The organism is Streptomyces yamdrokensis, from assembly GCF_053890455.1.
This window is the reverse complement of sequence record NZ_CM132679.1, coordinates 706,897-729,357: the sequence shown is the minus strand read 5'-3', so window position 1 is coordinate 729,357 and position 22,461 is coordinate 706,897. Positions and strand designations below refer to the sequence as shown.

Annotated in this window: 1 protein-coding gene (only partly in view); it reads left to right on the top strand. The window is 74.4% G+C overall.

Annotation, left to right across the window (positions count from 1 at the left end; all coding sequences use genetic code 11):
* A protein-coding gene (locus ACWZEH_RS02695) for a non-ribosomal peptide synthase/polyketide synthase (RefSeq protein WP_456195350.1) crosses the window boundary here: on the top strand, positions 1-22,461 show its 3' portion. Its footprint begins 6,585 nt before the window's first position; 22,461 of the gene's 29,046 nt are visible here — the last part of the coding sequence; the start codon falls outside the window, past its left edge; the stop codon is at positions 22,459-22,461.

The following is a 22,461-nucleotide window of genomic DNA, read 5'->3' as shown; positions in this document are numbered from 1 at the left end:
GTCGCGCCGCTGCTGGCACCCGGCGGGCGGATCTTCGTCGGTGACGTACGGGACCTGCGGGCCGCCCGCGTCTTCGAGACGGAGAAGCACCTCGTCCGCCTCCCTCCGGGCCGGCACACCGGCCTCGCGGCGCTGCGCCGGTCCATAGGCCGGGCCCTGCTGAACGAGAACGAACTCCTCGTCGACCCGGCCTGGTTCACCGGACGGACCGGTCCCGCCGGTCCCTTCACCGCCGCGGACGTCCAGGTGAAACGGGGCAGGTACCGCAACGAACTGAGCCGCTACCGCTACGACGTCGTCCTGCACACGGCCCCGGCAGCCGTGGCGGCGTCGCCGGCCGACAGCCACGACGCCGACGACGGAACACACCTGGACGGGCTGCGGCACACCCTGTCCACGGCCCGCCCGGCCCAACTGCGCGTGTCGGGGCTCCCCGACGAGCGCACCGCCCGGCAGGTCCTGGCGGCCGGGCGGCTGGACGAGGGGGCCGAACCCGCCCGTGCCGCGAGCGTCCTCGCGGACGACGTCCCGGTGCCCGGCGCGGTGGACCCCGAGGACCTGTACGCCCTCGCCGGGGAACTGGGCTACCGCGTAGTCGTGGCGCCGTCGGTGACCGGCCCCGGCGCGGTGGACGCCGTCTTCCGGCGCACGGACGCCTCGGACTCCCCGACCGGTGGGGGCACCCCGGACGCCGTGACCGGTGAGGTGCTGTGCGCCCACCGGCCCGCGACGGCACCCGTCCCGGCCCCGGCGCGGCACACCAACGAGCCGGGCCTCGCCCGCAGGCTCGCCGTGCTCCCGGCCGAACTGCGGACCCTCGCCGAACGCACCCTGCCGGAGGCCCTCGTGCCCGCCGCCTTCGTGGTACTGGCGGAGCTGCCGCTCACCGCGAACGGCAAGCTGGACCGCGCCGCCCTTCCGGCGCCGGACTTCGCGGCCGCACCGGACAGCCGGGCGCCGCGCGACGCGACCGAGCAGGCCCTGTGCACCGCCTTCGCCCGGCTGCTGGGCATCCCGCACGTGGGGATCGACGACAGTTTCTTCGCGCTGGGCGGCGACAGCGTGCTGGCCATGCGGCTGGTGGGCGCCGCGCGCCGAGTGGGGATCGGCCTGGCCGTCCGTGACGTCTTCGCGCACCCCACCGTCGCGGCTCTCGCCTCCGTGGCGCGGGAGGCCGAGGACACCGACGTCACGGCATCGCCGGAAGCGACGCGCGAGGAGCCCCTGCTGCCGGTACCGGCGCCGGTGCGGGAGCGGCTGACCGCCCCGTACCCGGGCCCGACGGACATGCCGATCCTCCCGCTGACACCGTTGCAGGAGGGGCTGCTCTTCGAGTCCCTGGCCGCCGCGCAGGCCGGGGAGGACGGCCGGGCCCGGGTGGACGACTACACCGTCCAGCTGTCGCTCACGCTGGACGGCCCCCTCGACCCGGCCCGGCTGCGCACCGCCTGGACCCGGCTGCTGGCCCGGCACGGCAGCCTGCGGGCCGCCTTCGTGCACGACGCGGACGCGGGCCCGGTGCAGATCGTCTCCGGCGAGGTGGAACCGCCCTGGCGGGAGACGGACCTGTCCACGACCGCCGAACCGGAGCGGGAGTCGCGGCTCACCGAGCTGCGGACCGCGGAGCGGGAGACCCCGTTCGACCCGGCTCGGCCGCCCCTGCTGCGCGTGGCGCTGGCACGGCTGGCCCCGCACCGGCACACGATGATCGTGACCTACCACCACATCCTGCTCGACGGCTGGTCGCAGCCGCTGCTGCTGAACGAACTGCTGACCGCCTACGCCGAGCCGGACTCCCTCTCCCCGGCGCCCCAGTTCGAGCGGTACCTGTCCTGGCTCGCCCGGCAGGACAGGGACGCGGCACGGCAGGCGTGGCGGCAGGCGCTCGACGGTGCCGAACCGACCCTCGTGGTGCCGGTGACCGGCAACCGGACGGACCACGCCACCGGCGGTACGGCGTACGAACCCGGGCACGGGGTCGTGGAGCGCCTGCTGCCCCCGGACCTGACGTCCCGCCTGACCGCGCACTGCCGCCGCCACGACCTGACACCGGCCACCCTGGTGCAGGGCGCGTGGGCCACCCTGATCGGTGCGCTGACGGGTCGCGACGACGTCGTCCTCGACGCTCCGAACGCGGGCCGTCCGGCCGACGTCGAGGACGTGGAGTCCGTCATCGGTCTGTTCATCAGCACCGTTCCGGTGCGAGTGCGTCTCGACCCGGTGCGGCCGATGGCCGCCGTTCTGCGCCGGCTGCAGGACGAGCAGTCCCGTCTCGCCGCCCACCAGCACCTTGGACTGCCGGAGATCCAGCGGCAGAGCAGTGCCGGAGCGCTCGCCGACACGATGGTGGTGTTCCTCAACTTCCCGCTGGACCCGGCCGTGTTCCGGCCGGCGGACGGCATCCGTGTCTCCGCCGTCGACGGTGGAGTGGCCACGAGCTACCCGCTGCGGCTGCTCGCCACCCCCGGCGAGCGGATGCACCTCGCCCTCGGCCACCACACCTCCGCCTACGACCGGGCCGCCGCCGAAGCGCTCATGGACCGGCTGGTGCGCCTCTTCGAGGAGCTCGGCGACGGCCTGGACCGGCCCGCCGGCCGCGCCGGAGTCCTCACCCCGCGCGAACGCGGCCACCTGCTGACCGCCTGGCAGGGAACTCAGGACGGGACCGCGGCAGCCGGCATCGTCACCGGCGTTCTCGAGGACCGGACGGCCACCGCCCCCGACACCCCAGCGGTTCTCCTCGGGGACGAGCGGCTCACCCACCGCGAACTGCACGCCCGCGCCAACCGCCTCGCCCGCCTGCTCATCGCCCGGGGCGCCGGGCCCGAACGGACCGTCGCCGTCGCGGTGCCCCGCTCCCCGGAACTGGTGGTGGCCCTGCTGGCGGTCCTCAAGGCCGGTGCGGCGTATCTCCCGGTGGACCCCGGTTACCCGGCGGACCGCATCGCGTACATGCTCGGCGACGCCGGGCCGGTGACGGTGCTGACCACCACCGAGGCGGCCGCGTCGCTTCCCGAGGACGTCCGCTCCGGCGCCGTACGGCTCGACGATCCGGACACCGGACGCGCGCTGCGCGCCCTGCCGGACAGCGACCCCACCGACGACGAGCGCACCGCGCCGCTGACGCCCGGCCACCCGGCCTACGTCATCCACACCTCGGGTTCCACCGGGCGGCCCAAGGCGGTCGTGGTGCCGCACCGGGGAGTCGCCGCCTACTTCTCGTACCTGACTTCCGGGATCGCCCGGCTCGGCCCCGACGACGTCGTGCTCAACCTGGCGTCCGTCTCCTTCGACCCATCGGTGCGCGACATCCTCGGCACCCTGGCCGCCGGCGGGCGTGTCGTCATGGTGCCGTCCGACGAGGCCAACGACGCACGCGCCCTCGTCCGCGCCATGCGCCACCACCGGGTCACCGTGCTGCTCTCCGTCGTACCGTCCCTGCTGGCCGCCCTGAACGAAGAGGCCGCACAACTGCCCGTCGGCGAACGTCCCTCCCCGCGGTTGGTGATGACCTGCGGCGAAGCGCTCACCGAAGGCCATCTCCAGCAGACGGCCGCCCTCGGGAACCCGCTGGTCGTCAACCAGTACGGGCCCACCGAGGCGACCATGAGCAGCACCTTCCAGGCGGTGGACGAGCCCGGGGCACGGCGGTCCGACGGGCGCTTCCTGATCGGCCGTCCCCGCCCGGGCGTCCGTGCCTACGTCCTGGACCACCGGCTGCGCATGGTCCCCGCCGGAACGCCCGGCGAGCTCTACCTGGCCGGTCCCGGCGTCACCCGGGGGTACGCGGGCCGCCCCGGTCCGTCCGCCGAGCGCTTCCTCGCCGACCCGTACGGCCCGCCCGGCACCCGCATGTACCGCACCGGCGACCTGGCCCGCTGGACCGCGGACGGCCGCCTGGACCACCTCGGCCGCGCCGACCACCAGGTCAAGGTGCGCGGCCACCGCGTCGAACTCGGCGAGATCGAGGCGGTCCTGGAGGGCCACGAGGCGGTCGCCCGCGCCGTCGCGGACGTACGCCGGGACACGCCCGAGGGCGACCTCCGACTGGTCGCCTACGTCGTCTTGGAGACCGGAACCGGGGCCGGGCTCGGGAACATCCCGGCTCCGGCCGAGTTGCGCCGCCACGCCGCGGCAGGCCTGCCCGGCTACATGGTGCCTTCCGCGTTCGTCGTCCTGGACCGGCTGCCGCTCACCCCCAACGGCAAGGTCGACCGCCGCGCCCTGCCCGACCCCGGCGCCGCGGACGGCTCCGCGGCGGACGGCGGCCGCGAGGCGCGCACGCCGCTCGAGGAAGTGCTGTGCGGCCTGTACGCGCGCCTCCTCGGCGTCGGCCGGATCGGCATCGACGACAGCTTCTTCGACCTGGGCGGACACTCGCTGCTCGCCACCCGCCTCGTCGCCCACATACGCAACGCGCTCGGCGCCGACCTGCCGGTCCGCGCCGTCTTCGAGGCCCCCACGATCGCGGAACTCGCCGAACGCGTCGCCGCCGCTGCCGGCGCCCCGCCCCGTCCCCGTCCTGCCGCCGGCCCCAGGCCCGACGACATCCCGCTGTCCTTTGCCCAGCGCCGCCTGTGGTTCCTGCACCAGTTCGCCGAGGGCGCCACGGACGGCTACCACATGCGGGTGGTGCTGCGGCTGCGCGGTCCCCTCGACCTCCACGCCCTGCGCGTCGCGCTTGCCGACCTGACCACCCGTCACGAGGCGCTGCGCACCGTCTTCCCCGACGTCGACGGCCGCCCCCGCCAGGACATCCTGGACGCCGATGCCGAGCGGGCCGTCCCGGAACTGGAGGCGGTCCGCGTCGCGGAGGCGGACCTGACCACCGAGCTGGAGCGGACCGTCCGCCGGCCCTTCGACCTGGCTGCCGAGATCCCGCTGCGGGCGGCCCTGTTCGAGCTGGGGGAGGACGACCACGTTCTGGCACTGGTGCTGCACCACATCGCCGCCGACGGCTGGTCGTTCGGACCGCTGGCGGCCGACCTGTCCACCGCCTACCGCAGCCGTACGCGGGGGCAGGCGCCCGACTGGGCCCCGCTGCCCGTCCAGTACGCCGACTACAGCCTGTGGCAGCACGACCTGCTCGCCGACGACGGTGCGGACGGGGTGACGGGCCGTCAGTTCGCGCACTGGCGGCAGCGGCTCGCGGACCTGCCGGACCGCATCGACCTGCCCGTGGACCCCACCGCCGCCGCGTCCGGTGACACCACCGTCCCATCGGATGACTCCACCGGCAGCGCACCCGGCGGCTCGTACCTCTTCCGCATCCCGGCACCGCTCCACGCCCGCCTGGCGGAGCTGGCTCGCGAGCACTCCGCCACCGTCTTCATGACGCTCCAGGCGGCCCTCGCCACGCTGCTGACCCGCCTCGGCTCCGGTACGGACATCCCGCTCGGCACGGCCGTGGCCGGGCGCGGTGACGAGGTGCTGGAGGACCTCGTGGGATGTTTCGTCAACACGCTCGTCCTGCGCACCGACACCAGCGGCGACCCGGACTTCCGCGAGTTGCTGCGACGGGTGCGGGAGACCGACCTCACCGCCTATGCCCACCAGGACGTTCCCTTCGAGCGTCTCGTCGACCACCTGGGCGTGACCCGCTCCCTGGACCGCAACCCGCTGTTCCAGGTGATGCTGGCCGCCCAGCCCGAGCTCACCCGCGACGCCGTCGAACTCCCCGGCCTCACCGCCGAGCTGATCCGCATCGGCACCGCCACCGCCCGCTTCGACCTCTCCTTCAACATGGCCGAACACCGCACCCCCGAGGGCGTTCCGGACGGGATCGACGGCCGTGTCGAATACCGCGCGGACCGCTTCACCTCCGCGACGGTACGGCTTCTCACCCGGCGCTGGACCCGGCTCCTGGAGTCCTTCGCCGACGACCCGGACCTCACCGTGTCCCGGGCCGCCACCACCGCCGACGACGAACGCCGGCGGGTACTCACCGACTGGAACGACACCGCCATGGACGTCCCGTCCGCCACCGTGCCCGAACTCCTCGCCGACCGCGTCGCGCGCACCCCGCACGCCGAGGCCGTCGTCTGCGGTGCCGACCGGCTCACCTACGCACAGCTGGACACCCGCGTCGAGGCCCTCGCCCGCCGCCTGCGCGCGCTCGGGGCCCGACCGGAGCGCCGCGTCGCGGTGCTCGTCCCGCGCTCGACCGGCCTGCCCGTGGCCCTGCACGCGGTCCTGCGGACCGGTGCCGCGTACGTGCCCGTGGACCCCGACCTCCCGGCCGAGCGCATCGCCCTGCTGCTCGCCGACACCGACCCGGTGTGCGTGGTGACCACGGAGGAGGCACGCGGTCTGCTGCCCTCCGCCGTGCGGGCCCCGGTCCTGCCGCTCGACGGGGCGCCCGGGCCGCAGGACGCCTCAGGGCCCGCCGCCGGGTTCGCGGCGCCGCACTGCGACAGCACCGCCTACGTCATCCACACCTCCGGCTCGACGGGGCGCCCCAAGGGCGTCGCCATCCCGCACCGGGCCGTCGTCAACCGTCTGTGGGGCATGCAGGAGCAGTACGGTCTCCAGTCCGACGACCGGGTGCTGCACAAGGCCTCCGCCGGCTTCGACGTCTCCGTGTGGGAGCTGTTCTGGCCGGTGCTCGCCGGCGCCGCCGTGGTCGTCGCCGAGCCCGAGGCGCACCGCGACCCCGCCCGGCTCGCCGAGCTGATACGGGACCGGTCCGTCACCACCGCGCACTTCGTGCCGACCGTCCTGCGCGCCTTCCTGGAGCAGTCGGCCGCAGCCGGCTGCACGGGGCTGCGCCGGGTGTTCTCGGGCGGCGAGGCCCTGCCCGCCGACCTCGTACGGCGCTTCCACGACGTGCTCGGCGCCTCAGGTGTGGCTCTGTTCAACCAGTACGGTCCCACCGAGGCCGCCATCGACGTCACCTGGTGGCGCTGCCCCGCCGACCCCGAGGGTCCGCCGCCGCTCGGCCACCCGGTCGCCAACACCCGCCTGTACGTCCTCGACGCGGCCCTGGAGCCGGTACCGCCGGGCGCCTCCGGCGAGCTGTGGATCGCCGGTGCCCAGCTGGCCCGCGGCTATCTGGGCCGCCCCGGCGCCACGGCGGAGAGCTTCGTCGCCGACCCCTTCGGGCCGCCCGGCGCCCGGATGTACCGCAGCGGCGACCTCGCCCGCTGGACGGAGAACGGCGAACTGGAGTACCTGGGCCGCGTCGACGACCAAGTCAAGATCGGCGGCGTACGCGTGGAGCCGGGCGAGGCCGCGGCCGCGCTCGGCGAGCAGGAGGGCGTGAGCGCCGCCGTGGTCGTGGCCCACGAGGCTCCCTCCGGCGGCCGGCGCCTGGTCGGCTACGTCGTGCCCGAGCGGGGCCGCACCCTGGACGGTGGACGGGTGCGCCGCCGGGCCGCCGACACCCTGCCCGAGTACCTGGTCCCCGCCGAGATCATGGTGCTCGACGCCCTCCCCGTCACCCTCAACGGCAAGCTGGACCGCGCGGCCCTGCCCGTGCCCGACCCCACCGGCACGGCGGACGGAGGACGCGCCCCGCGCACCCCGGCCGAGGAGACCCTCTGCCGCATCTTCGCCGAACTGCTCGGCGCCGACGCCGGAAGCGTGGGCGTGGACGACGGGTTCTTCGCGCTGGGCGGGGACAGCATCATGTCGATCCAGCTGGTCAGCCGGGCGCGGCGGGCCGGTCTGGTCCTCACCCCGCGCGACGTCTTCACCCACCAGACGGTGGCCGAACTCGCGCGGGTCAGCAGACGCGCGGACGACCGGCCGGCCGTCCGCGCCGAGGACGACGGGACCGGACCCGTCGAACTCACCCCGATCGTCCACCGGTTGCGCGAGCGTCGCGGACCCGTCGACGCCTTCCACCAGTCGGTGCTGCTCCAGGTCCCGGGCGGGCTGGGGGAGGAGCGGCTGGCATCGGCGGTGCAGGCGCTGCTGGACCACCACGACGCCCTGCGACTGCGGCTGACCCGGACGGCGGGCGGACTGGTCTGGGCGTTGGAGGTGGGTGAGCGGGGTTCGGTGGACGCTGCCCGGTGTGTGCGCCGGGTGTCGTCGGCCGGTGTGGATGTCGATGTGGTGGGGGAGGCGCGTGCGGCGGTGGCGCGGCTGGCGCCGGAGTCGGGTGTGGTGGTGCAGGTGGTGTGGTTCGACGCGGGCCCGGAGGTGTCGGGCCGGTTGTTGGTCGTGGTGCACCATCTGGCGGTGGACGGGGTGTCGTGGCGGATCCTGTTGCCGGACCTGCGGGAGGCGTGGGAGTCGGTGGCGGCCGGGGAGCCGGTGCGGCTGGACCCGGTGGGTACGTCGTTCCGGCGTTGGGCGGGACTGCTCGGCGAGCAGGCGCAGGACCCGGCGCTGCTGGAGGAACTCCCCTACTGGACCGACACGTTCGCGGCTCCGGAGCCGCCGCTCGGTTCCCGCCTGCTGAACCCCGTGCAGGACACGGTGGGCACGGCGCGGCAGCTCACGGTGACGCTGCCGGGGGTGCACACGGCACCGCTGCTGTCGTCCGTCCCGGCCGCCTTCCACGGCGGCGTCGACGACGTGCTGCTGGGCGCGCTGGCCCTCGCCGTGCGTCAGTGGCGCGAGGCGCGGGGCGTGGACACCGACGGCGGTGTGCTCGTCGACCTGGAGGGCCACGGCCGTGACGGCGACCGGGCGGACGTGGACCTCTCCCGCACGGTGGGCTGGTTCACCCGCGTCCACCCCGTACGGCTCGACGTCGCCGCCTTTGGGGACGACCCCGCGGACGCCGTCAAGCAGGCCAAGGAGCAGCTCGGCCGGGTGCCCGGCCAGGGCTTCGGCCACGGCCTGCTGCGCTATCTCAACCCGCAGACGGCCCCGCTCCTGATGCACTGTGCCCGGCCGCAGATCGGCTTCAACTACCTCGGCCGTACGACCATGTCCCTGGACGCCCAGGCCTCGTCCGCGTCCGGAAGCACCGACGGAAGCGCCGACTGGACGGTGGCCGACGACGCGCACGGACTGGGCGCCGGCACCGATCCGGCCACCCCGCTGCTGCACGCGCTCGACGTCAACGCGGTCGCGGTCGACGGCGCAAAGGGCCCGGTGCTGTCGGCGACGTTCTCCTGGGCGGGGGAACTGCTCGACGAGGCCGAGGTGCGGGACCTGGCCGAGCGGTGGCTGCGGGCGCTGGAGACCCTCGCGGGCACGGATGCCGATACCGGCGGCCACACGCCGTCCGACTTCCCCCTCGTACCCCTCACCCAGGAGCAGGTGGAGGCCCTCGAGGCCGCGTACCCCGGCCTGGAGGACGTCCTCCCGCTCTCCCCGCTCCAGGAGGGCCTGCTCTTCCACGCCGTCTACGACGGCGGCGAGAGCGACGTCTACACCCCGCAGCTCTGCCTGGACCTCGAAGGGCCGCTCGACGCGGACGCGCTCAGGACCGCCTGTACGGCGCTGCTGGACCGGCACGCCAACCTGCGGGCCGCGTTCGTCCACGACATCACGGACACCCCCGTCCAGGTGATCGCCCGTGATCCCGGACTCCCGTGGCTGACGGCGGACCTGAGCGCTCTGCCCGATACCGCGCAGGCCGCGGAGAGCGACCGGATCGCGGACGCGGAGCTCGCCGAGCGCTTCGACCCGGCGCGCCCGCCCCTGCTGCGGGCCGCGCTGCTCCGCCTCGGCGACAAACGCCACCGACTCATCCTGACGCACCATCACATCCTGTTGGACGGCTGGTCGGTGCCCGTCCTGGCCCGTGATCTGTTCGCCCTGTACGCGGCCGGGAGCCCGACGGTCACGCTGCCTCGGGCCGCCCCCTACGGCGACTACCTGCGCTGGCTGGCCGCGCAGGACCGCGACGGCGCGCATGCCGCCTGGGCCCGGGCTCTGGACGGGGTGGACGAGCCCACGCTCGTCGCCCCCACCGCCTCCGACCGGATGGCGCCGGCCGCGCGCCCCGGACGGGTGAGCCCCGAGCTCCCTCCGGGCCTTGCCACTCGCCTCGTCACGTGGGCCAGGTCCCGCGGGCTCACCGTCAACACGGTCCTCCAGGGCGCCTGGGCGCTGCTGCTGTCCCGGCTGACCGGCCGTGACGACGTGGTCTTCGGCACGACGGTGTCCGGCCGGCCGCCGGAGGTGCCCGGCATCGAGACCATGGCGGGCCTGTTCATCAACACCCTGCCCGTCAGGGCGCGGCTGGACCAGGACCGGACCCTCGAGGAATTGCTGCGCGGCCTCCAGGACGAGCAGGCCGGGCTGATTGCCCACCAGTACCTCGGGCTGAGCGCCATCCAGAGTCTCGCAGGCCTGCCCCGTCTGTTCGACTCGGCCATGGTCTACGAGAACTACCCGGTCGACGAGAAGGCCACGGCCCTCACCGGCACCTCCCTCACCCTCACCCGCGTGGAGACCCGTGAGGCCGCCCACTACCGGCTCATGCTGATCGCCGCACCGCGGGAGCAGGGATTGTCCCTGCGCATCGAGTACGCGCCCGCCGCGTTCGGCGACGAGGAAGCACGCGTGCTGGCCGACCGGTTCGTGCGGGTGCTGCGGGCGTTCGTGGACGACCCCCACCGGCCCGCCGGCACGGTGGACGTGTTGTCGCCGGAGGAGCGGCACCGCGTCCTGGCCGACTGGAACGACGCCGACGCGGATACGACGAAGGCCGCGACGAGCGTCGTCGAGGCGTTCGCGGCGCAGGTGGCGCGTACGCCGGGGGCCGTGGCCGTCCGCTGGGACGGCGGGGTGCGGACCTACCGGGAGCTCGACGAGCGGGCGGACCGCCTCGCGGCCCGGCTGGTGTCCCTGGGGGTGAGGCCGGAGGAGCGTGTCGCCCTGCTGATGGAGCGTTCGCCGGAGGTCGTGACGGCGATCCTCGGCGTGCTGAAGGCCGGAGCGGCCTACGTGCCCCTCGCCCCCGACCTGCCCCGGGCCAGGCTGGACGAGATGCTGCGGCAGACCGGGGCGTCGGTGGTCGTCACCGACGAGACCCACCGGGGCACGGCGCCCGGCCTGCTGCCCCGAGCCGCCCACTTCCTCGCGGTGACCGACGACGACCCGCGACAGGACCCGGCCGTCGTACCTCCCGTGGTGCGCCCCCACCCGGACAACGCCGCCTACGTGATGTTCACGTCGGGCAGTACCGGCGAACCGAAGGGCGTGACGGCCACCCAGCGCGGTGTGGTCGGCCTGGCCGCGGACCGTCACTGGACGAGGACGGCGGCCGATCGCCCCATCCGGACGCTGCTGCACTCGCCGTACGGCTTCGACCCGTCCACCTGTGAGCTGTGGACGCCCCTGCTGAACGGCGGGGAGGTCGTGGTGGCCCCGCCCGGCGAGCCCGACGTGGCGGCCATCGCCCGGGCGGTCCGCGAGCACGAGGTCACCCTGCTCCTGCTGACGGCCGGGCTCTTCCGCGTGGTGGCCGAGGAGGACCCGGGCTGCCTCGCCGGCGTCCGCGAGGTGATGGTCGGCGGCGATGTCGTCACGGCCGCCACCGTCCGCCGGGTGCTGGAGCACTGTCCCGACACCGTGATCACCGACGCGTACGGCCCGACCGAGATCACCGTCTACGCCACCGCCCACACCATGGCCGACCGGCGTTCGGTACCGTCGACCGTGCCGATCGGCCGTGCCCGTGACGGCATGCGGGCCTATGTGCTCGACGGCCGGCTGCGGCCGGTGCCGCCCGGCGCGGTGGGTGAGCTGTACATCGCCGGTGACGCCCTGGCGCGCGGCTACCTGAACTGGTTCGCGCAGACGGCGGAGCGGTTCGTCGCCGATCCGTTCGGTCGGGCCGGTACCCGTATGTACCGCACGGGCGACCTGGTGCGCTGGACCCCGGACGGAGTGCTGGAGTTCCTCGGGCGGGCCGACCACCAGGTCAAGATCCGCGGCTTCCGCATCGAACTCGGCGAGATCGAGGCGGCCCTCGGCGAACAGGACGACGTGGCCGACTCCGTCGTCCTGGTGCACCGGGCGCCCTCCGGTGCCAAGCACCTGGCCGGCTATGTCGTGCCCGAACCGGGCCGCACCCTCGACACCGGCCGGCTGCGCGCCCTGGTCGCCGAGCGGCTGCCGGAGTACGCGCTCCCGAGCACCCTGCAGGTCCTGGACGCACTGCCCCTGACCCGGCACGGGAAGCTGGACCGCACCGCCCTCCCGGTGCCGCACCCGGAGGGCGCGGGCAGCGGCAGGGAACCCCGCACGGAACGGGAGAGGCTGCTCTGCGCCCTGTTCGCGGACGTGCTGGGTGTGGAGCGGGTCGGCGTGGACGACGGGTTCTTCGCGCTGGGCGGGGACAGCATCATGTCGATCCAGCTGGTCAGCCGGGCGCGGCGGGCCGGTCTGGTGCTCACCCCGCGCGAGATCTTCGAGCGGCAGAACCCCGCCGCACTGGCACACGTGTGCCGCGACGCCGACGGCACCGCCACCACGGCGGAGGACGACGGTACGGGTCCGGTCGAAGCGACTCCGGTGATGCGCTGGCTGCGGGAGTGGCGGGGCACGGCGGAGGGTTTCCAGCAGTCGGTGCTGCTCCAGGTCCCGGGCGGGCTGGGGGAGGAGCGGCTGGCATCGGCGGTGCAGGCGCTGCTGGACCACCACGACGTGCTGCGGTTGCGGGTGACGGAGGACTGGGCGTTGGAGGTGGGTGAGCGGGGTTCGGTGGACGCTGCCCGGTGTGTGCGCCGGGTGTCGTCGGCCGGTGTGGATGTCGATGTGGTGGGGGAGGCGCGTGCGGCGGTGGCGCGGCTGGCGCCGGAGTCGGGTGTGATGGTGCAGGTGGTGTGGTTCGACGCGGGCCCGGAGGTGTCGGGCCGGTTGTTGGTCGTGGTGCACCATCTGGCGGTGGACGGGGTGTCGTGGCGGATCCTGTTGCCGGACCTGCGGGAGGCGTGGGAGTCGGTGGCGGCCGGGGAGCCGGTGCGGCTGGACCCGGTGGGTACGTCGTTCCGGCGTTGGGCGGGACTGCTCGGCGAGCAGGCGCAGGACCCGGCGCTGCTGGAGGAACTCCCCTACTGGACGCACATGCTGGGCACGGACGAGCTCCCGCTCGGCCGTCGCGCGCTGGACCGGTCGCGGGACACCACCGCCACCGCCCGGCACCTGACGGTGACGCTGCCGGGGGCGCACACGGCACCGCTGCTGTCGTCCGTCCCGGCCGCCTTCCACGGCGGCGTCGACGACGTGCTGCTGGGCGCGCTGGCCCTCGCCGTGCGTCAGTGGCGCGAGGCGCGGGGCGTGGACACCGACGGCGGTGTGCTCGTCGACCTGGAGGGCCACGGCCGTGACGGCGACCGGGCGGACGTGGACCTCTCCCGCACGGTGGGCTGGTTCACCCGCGTCCACCCCGTACGGCTCGACGTCGCCGCCTTTGGGGACGACCCCGCGGACGCCGTCAAGCGGGCCAAGGAACAGCTGCGGGCGGTACCCGGCGACGGCTTCGGGTACGGCCTCCTCCGCCACCTCAACGCCGACACCGCGACCGCCCTCGCGGCCCTCGCCGAGCCGCAGATCGGCTTCAACTACCTGGGCCGCACGATCTCCGTGTCCTCGGCCGACTGGACTCCGCTCGACCGGCCGGGCGGACTCGAGGGCCCGGCGACGGCGCTGCCGCACGCTCTCGAGATCAACGCCATCGCGAAGGACGGCCCCGAGGGTCCGGTGCTGTCGGCGACGTTCGCGTGGGCGGGCGGTCTGCTCGACGAGGCCGAGGTGCGGGACCTGGCCGAGCGGTGGCTGCGGTCGCTGGAGGCGCTGGCGCGCACCGGCACCGAGGCCGGCGGCCACACGCCGTCCGACTTCCCCCTCGTACCCGCCCTCACGCAGGAGCAGGTGGAGACCCTCGAGGCCGCGTACCCCGGCCTGGAGGACGTCCTCCCGCTCTCCCCGCTCCAGGAGGGCCTGCTCTTCCACGCCCACTACGACCACGAGGGCACCGACGTCTACACCGCTCAGGTCGAACTGGACCTGGACGGGCGGCTGGACGAGGCGACCCTGCGGGAGGCATGGACGGCGCTGCTGCGCCGCCACGCCAACCTGCGGGCCGCGTTCGTGCCCGACGTCGCCGGCGTCCCCGTCCAGGTGGTCGTCCGCGACCCCGGACTCCCCTGGCGAACCGTCGATCTGCGCGCCCTGCCCGAGGCGGACGCGGAGGCGGAAGCCGGCCGGATCGCCGCCGAGGAGCATGCGAAGCGCCTCGATCCGGCGCGGGCACCGCTCATGCGCCTCACCGTCGTGGGCCTGAGCGACACCCGGCACCGTCTCGTCCTGACGAACCACCACATCCTGTTCGACGGCTGGTCGGTCCCCGTCCTCGCGAAGGAACTGTTCACCCTGTACGCTGCCGCCGCCGACGGCACCGGCGCGGACCTGCCGCCGTCCACCCCCTACAGCGACTACCTCGTCTGGCTCGCCGCACAGGACGGACAGGCGGCCGAGAGGGCCTGGGCGGACGAGCTCGACGGGGTGGAGGAGCCGACCCTCCTGGCCCCGGACACCTCGGCCGCCATCGCCGGGGCGCCGGGCGTCCCCGCCAGGATTGACACGGAGCTCCCCGCGCCGACCGTGACGGCACTGCGCCGGCTGGCGCGGGACCGGGGCCTGACGGTCAACACCCTGGTGCAGGGCGCCTGGGCGCTGCTGCTGTCCCGGCTGACCGGCCGTGACGACGTGGTCTTCGGCACGACGGTCTCCGGCCGGCCGCCGGAGGTGCCCGGCATCGAGTCCATGGCGGGCCTGTTCATCAACACCCTTCCGGTCCGGGTCGTCCTCGATCCGGCCGAGCGGCTGGCCGACCTTTTGCTGCGCGTCCAGACCGCCCAGTCGAAGCTGATGGCCCACCAGCACATCGGTCTGAGCCGGATCAACAGGCTGTCCGGTCTGCCGCGGTTGTTCGACAGCCTCGTCGTCTTCGAGAACTACCCGGTCGCCGAAGGGTCCGTCCCGTCCTCGGGTCTCGCCGTCAGCGGCTCGAAGGTCCACGACGCGACCCACTACCCGGTGACCCTCGCCGCCGGACTCCGTGACGACGAACTGTGGCTGCGGCTCCACTACATGCCGCACCTGTTCACCGAGGAGGCCGCACGCACGCTCACCGACCGGTTCCGCACGCTGCTGCGGACGCTCGCCGACGACCCCACCCGCCCGTCCGGTTCCGTCGAAGTCCTCACCGTCGAGGAGCGGCACCGCATCCTGGCCGACTGGAACGACGCCGACGCGGATACGACGAAGGCCGCGACGAGCGTCGTCGAGGCGTTCGCGGCGCAGGTGGCGCGTACGCCGGGGGCCGTGGCCGTCCGCTGGGACGGCGGGGTGCGGACCTACCGGGAGCTCGACGAGCGGGCGGACCGCCTCGCGGCCCGGCTGGTGTCCCTGGGGGTGAGGCCGGAGGAGCGTGTCGCCCTGCTGATGGAGCGTTCGCCGGAGGTCGTGACGGCGATCCTCGGCGTGCTGAAGGCCGGAGCGGCCTACGTGCCCCTCGACGGAAGACTGCCGGAGGCCCGGCTCGCCTCGATGACACGACTGGCCGGGTGCCGCGTCGTGGTCACGGACGGCAGCACGACCACCGACGCCCTGCCCGGAATCGAGCACGAGGTCCCGGTCCCGGCCGATGGCGACGACCGTCCGGAGGAGCCCCCCGTCCCGGCCCCCGCCGTGCGCGTCCTGCCGGACAGCGCCGCCTACGTGATGTTCACGTCCGGCTCCACCGGCGAGCCGAAGGGCGTGGAGATCACCCACCGAGGAGTGGTCGGCCTGGCCACCGACCGCCGATGGAACACCGGTGCCGCCTCTCGTGCCGACACGGTCCCGCACCGGGTGCTGCTGCACTCGCCATACGGCTTCGACCCGTCCACCTACGAGCTGTGGATGCCCCTGCTCGGCGGCGGCGAGGTCGTCGTCGCACCACCCGGCGACCTCGACGTACCCACCATCGCCCGCACGGTCCGCACGCACGACGTGACCTCGCTGCTGCTCACCGCCGGACTGTTCAGGGTGGTCGCGGAGGAGGACCCCGGCTGCCTGGAGAGGGTCCGGGAGGTGCTGACCGGCGGAGACGTGGTCTCGTCGGCGTCCGTGCGACGTGTCCTGAACGCGTGCCCGAACACGGACGTCACCGACATCTACGGCCCGACCGAGATCACCCTGTTCGCCACCCAGCACACCATGCGGGACGCGGCCCGGGTGCCGGGCAGCGTCCCCATCGGCCGTGCCCGTGACGGCATGCGGGCCTATGTGCTCGACGGCCGGCTGCGGCCGGTGCCGCCCGGCGCGGTGGGTGAGCTGTACATCGCCGGTGACGCCCTGGCGCGCGGCTACGTGCACCGGTCCGCGCTGACCGCGGAGCGGTTCGTCGCCGATCCGTTCGGTCGGGCCGGTACCCGTATGTACCGCACGGGCGACCTGGTGCGCTGGACCCCGGACGGAGTGCTGGAGTTCCTCGGGCGGGCCGACCACCAGGTCAAGATCCGCGGCTTCCGCATCGAACTCGGCGAGATCGAGGGCGTACTGGGCGAACAGGACGAGGTCGCCGATGCCGTGGTCCTCGTACAGCGGGCGCCCTCCGGAGGCAAGCACCTCGTCGGCTACGTCGTGCCCGAACCGGGACGCAGGCCCGACCCCGACACGCTCCGGGCGAGCCTCGCCGAGCGGTTGCCGGAGTACATGGTCCCCTCCGACGTTCTCCTGCTCGACGCACTGCCGCTGACCGCGAACGCCAAGCTCGACCGCGCGGCCCTGCCCGTGCCCGGCTTCGCCGGCACGACGGGCGGAGGACGGGCACCGCACACTCCCGAGGAGCGGACCCTCTGCGCCCTGTTCGCGGACGTGCTGGGTGTGGAGCGGGTCGGCGTGGACGACGGGTTCTTCGCGCTGGGCGGGGACAGCATCATGTCGATCCAGCTGGTCAGCCGGGCGCGGCGGGCCGGTCTGGTGCTCACCCCGCGCGAGATCTTCGAGCACCGGACACCGGCCGCGCTGGCGGAGGTCTGCCGCACCGTCGGCGAGGAAGCGGCGGACGCTGTCGAGGACGACGGTACGGGTCCGGTCGAGGCGACTCCGGTGATGCGCTGGCTGCGGGAGTGGCGGGGCACGGCGGAGGGTTTCCAGCAGTCGGTGCTGCTCCAGGTCCCGGGCGGGCTGGGGGAGGAGCGGCTGGCATCGGCGGTGCAGGCGCTGCTGGACCACCACGACGTGCTGCGGTTGCGGGTGACGGAGGACTGGGCGTTGGAGGTGGGTGAGCGGGGTTCGGTGGACGCTGCCCGGTGTGTGCGCCGGGTGTCGTCGGCCGGTGTGGATGTCGATGTGGTGGGGGAGGCGCGTGCGGCGGTGGCGCGGCTGGCGCCGGAGTCGGGTGTGATGGTGCAGGTGGTGTGGTTCGACGCGGGCCCGGAGGTGTCGGGCCGGTTGTTGGTCGTGGTGCACCATCTGGCGGTGGACGGGGTGTCGTGGCGGATCCTGTTGCCGGACCTGCGGGAGGCGTGGGAGTCGGTGGCGGCCGGGGAGCCGGTGCGGCTGGACCCGGTGGGTACGTCGTTCCGGCGTTGGGCGGGACTGCTCGGCGAGCAGGCGCAGGACCCGCGGGTGACCGCCGAACTCGCGTACTGGCAGAAGACGTCGAGGAGCGGTGAGCCGACGCTCGGCAGCCGGGACCTGGACCCCGCGCGCGATACCGCCGGCACGGCACGACGGCTGACGGTGACGCTGCCGGGGGCGCACACGGCACCGCTGCTGTCGTCCGTCCCGGCCGCCTTCCACGGCGGCGTCGACGACGTGCTGCTGGGCGCGCTGGCCCTCGCCGTGCGTCAGTGGCGCGAGGCGCGGGGCGTGGACACCGACGGCGGTGTGCTCGTCGACCTGGAGGGCCACGGCCGTGACGGCGACCGGGCGGACGTGGATCTCTCCCGCACGGTGGGCTGGTTCACCCGCGTCCACCCCGTACGGCTCGACGTCGCCGCCTTTGGGGACGACCCCGCGGACGCCGTCAAGCGGGCCAAGGAACAGCTGCGGGCGGTACCCGGCGACGGCTTCGGGTACGGCCTCCTCCGCCACCTCAACGCCGACACCGCGACCGCCCTCGCGGCCCTCGCCGAGCCGCAGATCGGCTTCAACTACCTCGGGCGCACGCCGACGTCCGCCTCCCCGTCCGGTGCCGACTGGTCGCCGGTCGCACAGCCCGGGGGACCCGACGCCGATCCGTCCACCCCGCTCGCGCACGCCTTGGACATCAACGCCGTCACGGTCGACGGGGCGGACGGCCCGGTGCTGTCGGCGACGTTCTCCTGGGCGGGGGAGCTGCTCGACGAGGCCGAGGTGCGGGAGCTGGCCGAGCGGTGGCTGCGGGCCCTTGGGACCCTGGCGGGTGCGGGCGCGGAGAACGGCGGCCACACGCCGTCCGACTTCCCCCTCGTGTCCCTGACCCAGGAGCAGGTGGAGACCCTCGAGGCCGCACACCCGGGCCTGGAGGACGTCCTCCCGCTCTCCCCGCTCCAGGACGGCTTCCTGTTCCACGCGCTGTACGACGCCCAGGACACCGACGTCTACACCGCCCAGCTCGTACTCGACCTGGCCGGCCCCCTGGACGCGTCGGTCCTGCGCGAGGCGTGGACGGCACTGCTGCGCCGGCACGCCAACCTGCGGGCCGGGTTCGTGCACGACGCCACCGACGCCCCCGTCCAGGTCATCGTGCGCGACCCCGGACTGCCCTGGCGCACCGTGGACCTGACCGGCGTACCGGCGACGGAGCACACCGTCCGGCGTGACCGCGTCGCCGAGGAGGAGCGGTCGGCGCGGTTCGACCTGTCGCGGCCTCCGCTGCTGAGGGTCGCGCTGGTCAAGCACGACGAGGAGCACCACAGCCTCGTCCTGACGCCACACCACATCCTGCTCGACGGCTGGTCCATGCCCGTGCTGCTCCGCGAGATGTTCGCGCTGTACGCGGCGCGGGGCTCGGCGGCCGGACTGCCCGCCGTCACCCCGTACGGCGACTACCTCGCCTGGCTCGCGTCCCAGGACCGGGAGGCCGCCAGGGCCGCCTGGACCGCCGAACTGGCCGGGCTGGACGAACCGACGCTGCTCGTCCCCGGGGCGGCCGGCGCGTCCACGGCCGAACCCGGCCACGTCGCCCTGGAACTGCCCTCCGACACGGTCGCGGCCCTGCACCGGCTGGCCCGGGAAGCGGGCCTGACGGTCAACACCCTGGTGCAGGGCGCCTGGGCGGTGCTGCTGTCCCGCATGACGGGCCGTGACGACGTCGTCTTCGGCGCCACGGTCGCGGGCCGCCCGCCGGAGGTCGCCGGGGTCGAGTCCATGGTCGGACTCTTCATCAACACGCTGCCCGTCCGGGTCGCCCTCGACCCGCGGGCAACCGTCCGCCAGACGCTCACCGGACTCCAGACCGGCCAGTCGTCCCTGATGGCCCACCAGCACCTCGGTCTGAGCGAGGTCACGAGGCTGTCCGGTCACCCCGCGCTCTTCGACACCCTCGTGGTCTTCGAGAACTACCCGGTCGACCGGGAGTCGCTCGCCCCGCGGGCAGGCGCCTCCGGGCCGCGGCTCACCGGGGTGAAGGGCCGGGACGCCACCCACTACCCGCTGAGCCTGATCGTGACCCAGGGGTTCCGGGGAACCGAAGGCTCACCGGGCTCCCCGGGCGGTGCCCTCACCCTCCGCCTCGGCTACCAGCCCGCGCACTTCGACCACGCGGCCGTGACCGCGCTGGCGGAACGGCTGGGCCTGCTGCTGCGGGAGTTCACCACGGAGCCCGGCCGGAGGCTGGCGGCCGTCGACGTGCTCCGTGACGAGGAGCGCGAACTGGTCCTCACCCGGTGGAACGACACGGCGGTGCCCCTCGCGCCGACCACCCTCCCCGAGCTGTTCGCCGCCCAGGTCACCCGTACACCCGACGCGCCGGCCGTCGTCCACGGAACACAGCGGCTGACCTACAGCGAGCTGGCCGCCCGCGCCTCCGCCCTCGCCGACCGCCTGCGCCGGGCCGGAGCCGGACCGGAGACCCGTGTCGCCGTCGCCGTGCCCCGCTCCGCCGACCTGGTCATAGCCCTCCTGGCGGTACTCGGGACGGGCGCCGCGTACGTCCCCGTCGACCCGGGCCTTCCGGCGGAACGCATCGCCCTGCTCCTCGGGGACACCGAACCGGTCCGGATCCTGGTCACCGAAGCGGTGGCGGCACAGTCCCCGCTGCCCGCAGGTGACACGTCCGTCCTCGTCGTGGACGCCGACACCGGCGACGAGACGCGCACCTCCGACATGGACACCACCCCCGACCCGCGCAACCCCGCCTACGTCATCCACACCTCCGGCTCCACCGGCCGGCCCAAGGGCGTCGCCGTCTCGCACGAGGCCGTCGTCAACCGCCTGTTGTGGATGCAGGACGCGTACGGGCTCACCGCCGGGGACCGGGTGCTGCACAAGACCCCGGCCGGCTTCGACGTCTCCGTGTGGGAGCTGTTCTGGCCGCTCGTCACCGGCGCGGCCCTGGTCGTCGCCCGTCCCGAGGGGCACCGGGAACCGGCCTACCTCGCGGAGCTGATACGCGCCGAACACGTGACGACGGCGCACTTCGTGCCGTCGATGCTCGGCGCGTTCCTCGACGAGCCCACCGCGGCCGGGTGCACCGGACTGCGCCGGGTGGTGTGCAGTGGCGAGGAACTCCCCGCCGACCTGGCGGCCCGCTTCCACACCGTGCTGCCCGAGGTGTCGCTGCACAACCTGTACGGCCCCACGGAGGCGGCCGTCGACGTCACCCACTGGGACTGCGAGCCGGACGCCCGGGGTCCCGTGCCGATCGGCCGGCCGATCTGGAACACCCGGGTGTACGTCCTGGACGCGGCGCTGCGTCCGGTGCCGCCCGGGGCCACCGGCGAGCTGTACCTCGCCGGGGTACAGCTCGCGCGCGGCTACCACGGCAGGCCCGCGCCGACCGCCGAACGCTTCGTCGCCGACCCGTTCGACCCGTACGGCACGGACGGTACGGGCGGGCGCATGTACCGCACCGGCGACCTGGCCCGCCGGCGCGCCGACGGTGCACTGGAGTACCTGGGCCGCGCCGACCAACAGGTCAAGGTGCGCGGGGTACGGATCGAGCCGGGCGAGGTCGAGGCGGTCCTGCGCGCCCACCCCGGCATCGCCCGCGCCGCCGTCGTCGTACGGGCCGACGGGCAGGGCGGGACTCGGCTGATCGCCTACGCCGTGCCCGCCGTCGCCGACCCGGCCCCCGCGGCCGTCGAACCGGCCCTGCTGCGGCAGTACGTCGCGGACCGTCTGCCGGAGTACATGGTGCCCGCGGCCGTCGTCACCCTGCCGGACCTGCCCCTCACCGTGAACGGCAAGCTGGACCGGAGGGCGTTGCCCGAACCCTCGTTCACCGCGTCCGGAGGCGGGCGCCCGCCGCGCGACACCGAGGAGCGGCTGCTCTGTGAGCTGTTCGCCGAGGTACTCGGCGTGGACCGGGTCGGCCCCGAGGACAGCTTCTTCGGGTTGGGGGGACACTCGCTGCTCGCGGTCCGGCTGCTGGGCCGTATCCGCTCGGCCACCGGCTTTGGCTCCGGTACCGCCCTGGGCATCCGCTCGCTGCTGGACGCGCCCACCCCCGAGGCCCTGGCCCGTCTGCTGCGTTCCGGCAGCGGGCGCGGGACCGGAGCCGAGGAGGCCACGCGGGCCCTGGAGGTCCTGCTGCCGCTGCGCGCCACGGGCACCCGACCACCCTTGTTCTGCGTCCACCCGTGGGCCGGGCTGAGCTGGCCGTACGCCGGCCTGCTCCGCTCCCTCGGCGAGGACCGGCCGCTGTACGGGCTCCAGGCCAGGGGGCTGGCCCGGGCCGAGGAACCGCCCGCGTCCGTGGGCGAGATGGCCGAGGACTACCTGGCCCGGATCCGCGAGGTCCAGCCCGAGGGCCCGTACCACCTGCTGGGCTGGTCCTTCGGCGGCCTGGTGGCCCACGAGATGGCGGTGCGGCTGCGCGAGGCGGGGGAGGAGGTCGCGCTGCTGGCCCTGCTCGACGCCTACCCGCCCGACGCGACCGCCGCCGCCGTCAGGCGTGCCGGGACCGACGGATCGCCCTCGCAGGACTGGACGGACGGTGACGTCCTCGCCCGGCTGCTGCGGTTCCTCGGCCACGAGGCACCCGGCTTCCCGGACGGCGGCCCGGTGGACGCGGAGGCGGCCCGCGAGGTCCTGCGGCGCGAGGGCGCGCCCCTCACCGACATCCCGCCGCGGACGCTGCGGGTGTGGCCCGGCGTCACCGCCCGCCACGCCCGGCTGCAACGGGAGTTCGTCCCCCGGCACTTCGACGGTGACGTCCTGCTGTTCACCGCAGAACCGGACCCGGGGACGGACGCGCCGGCCCCCACATCCTGGACGCCGTACGTCGGCGGACGCCTCGACCCGCACCCCGTCGCCTGCGGCCACCACGACATGACTCTGCCCGGCCCCGTCACAGAGATCGGCCGTGCCCTCGCGGAACGTCTGAAGAGCACCGACCGCCCCCACACCGCCTGA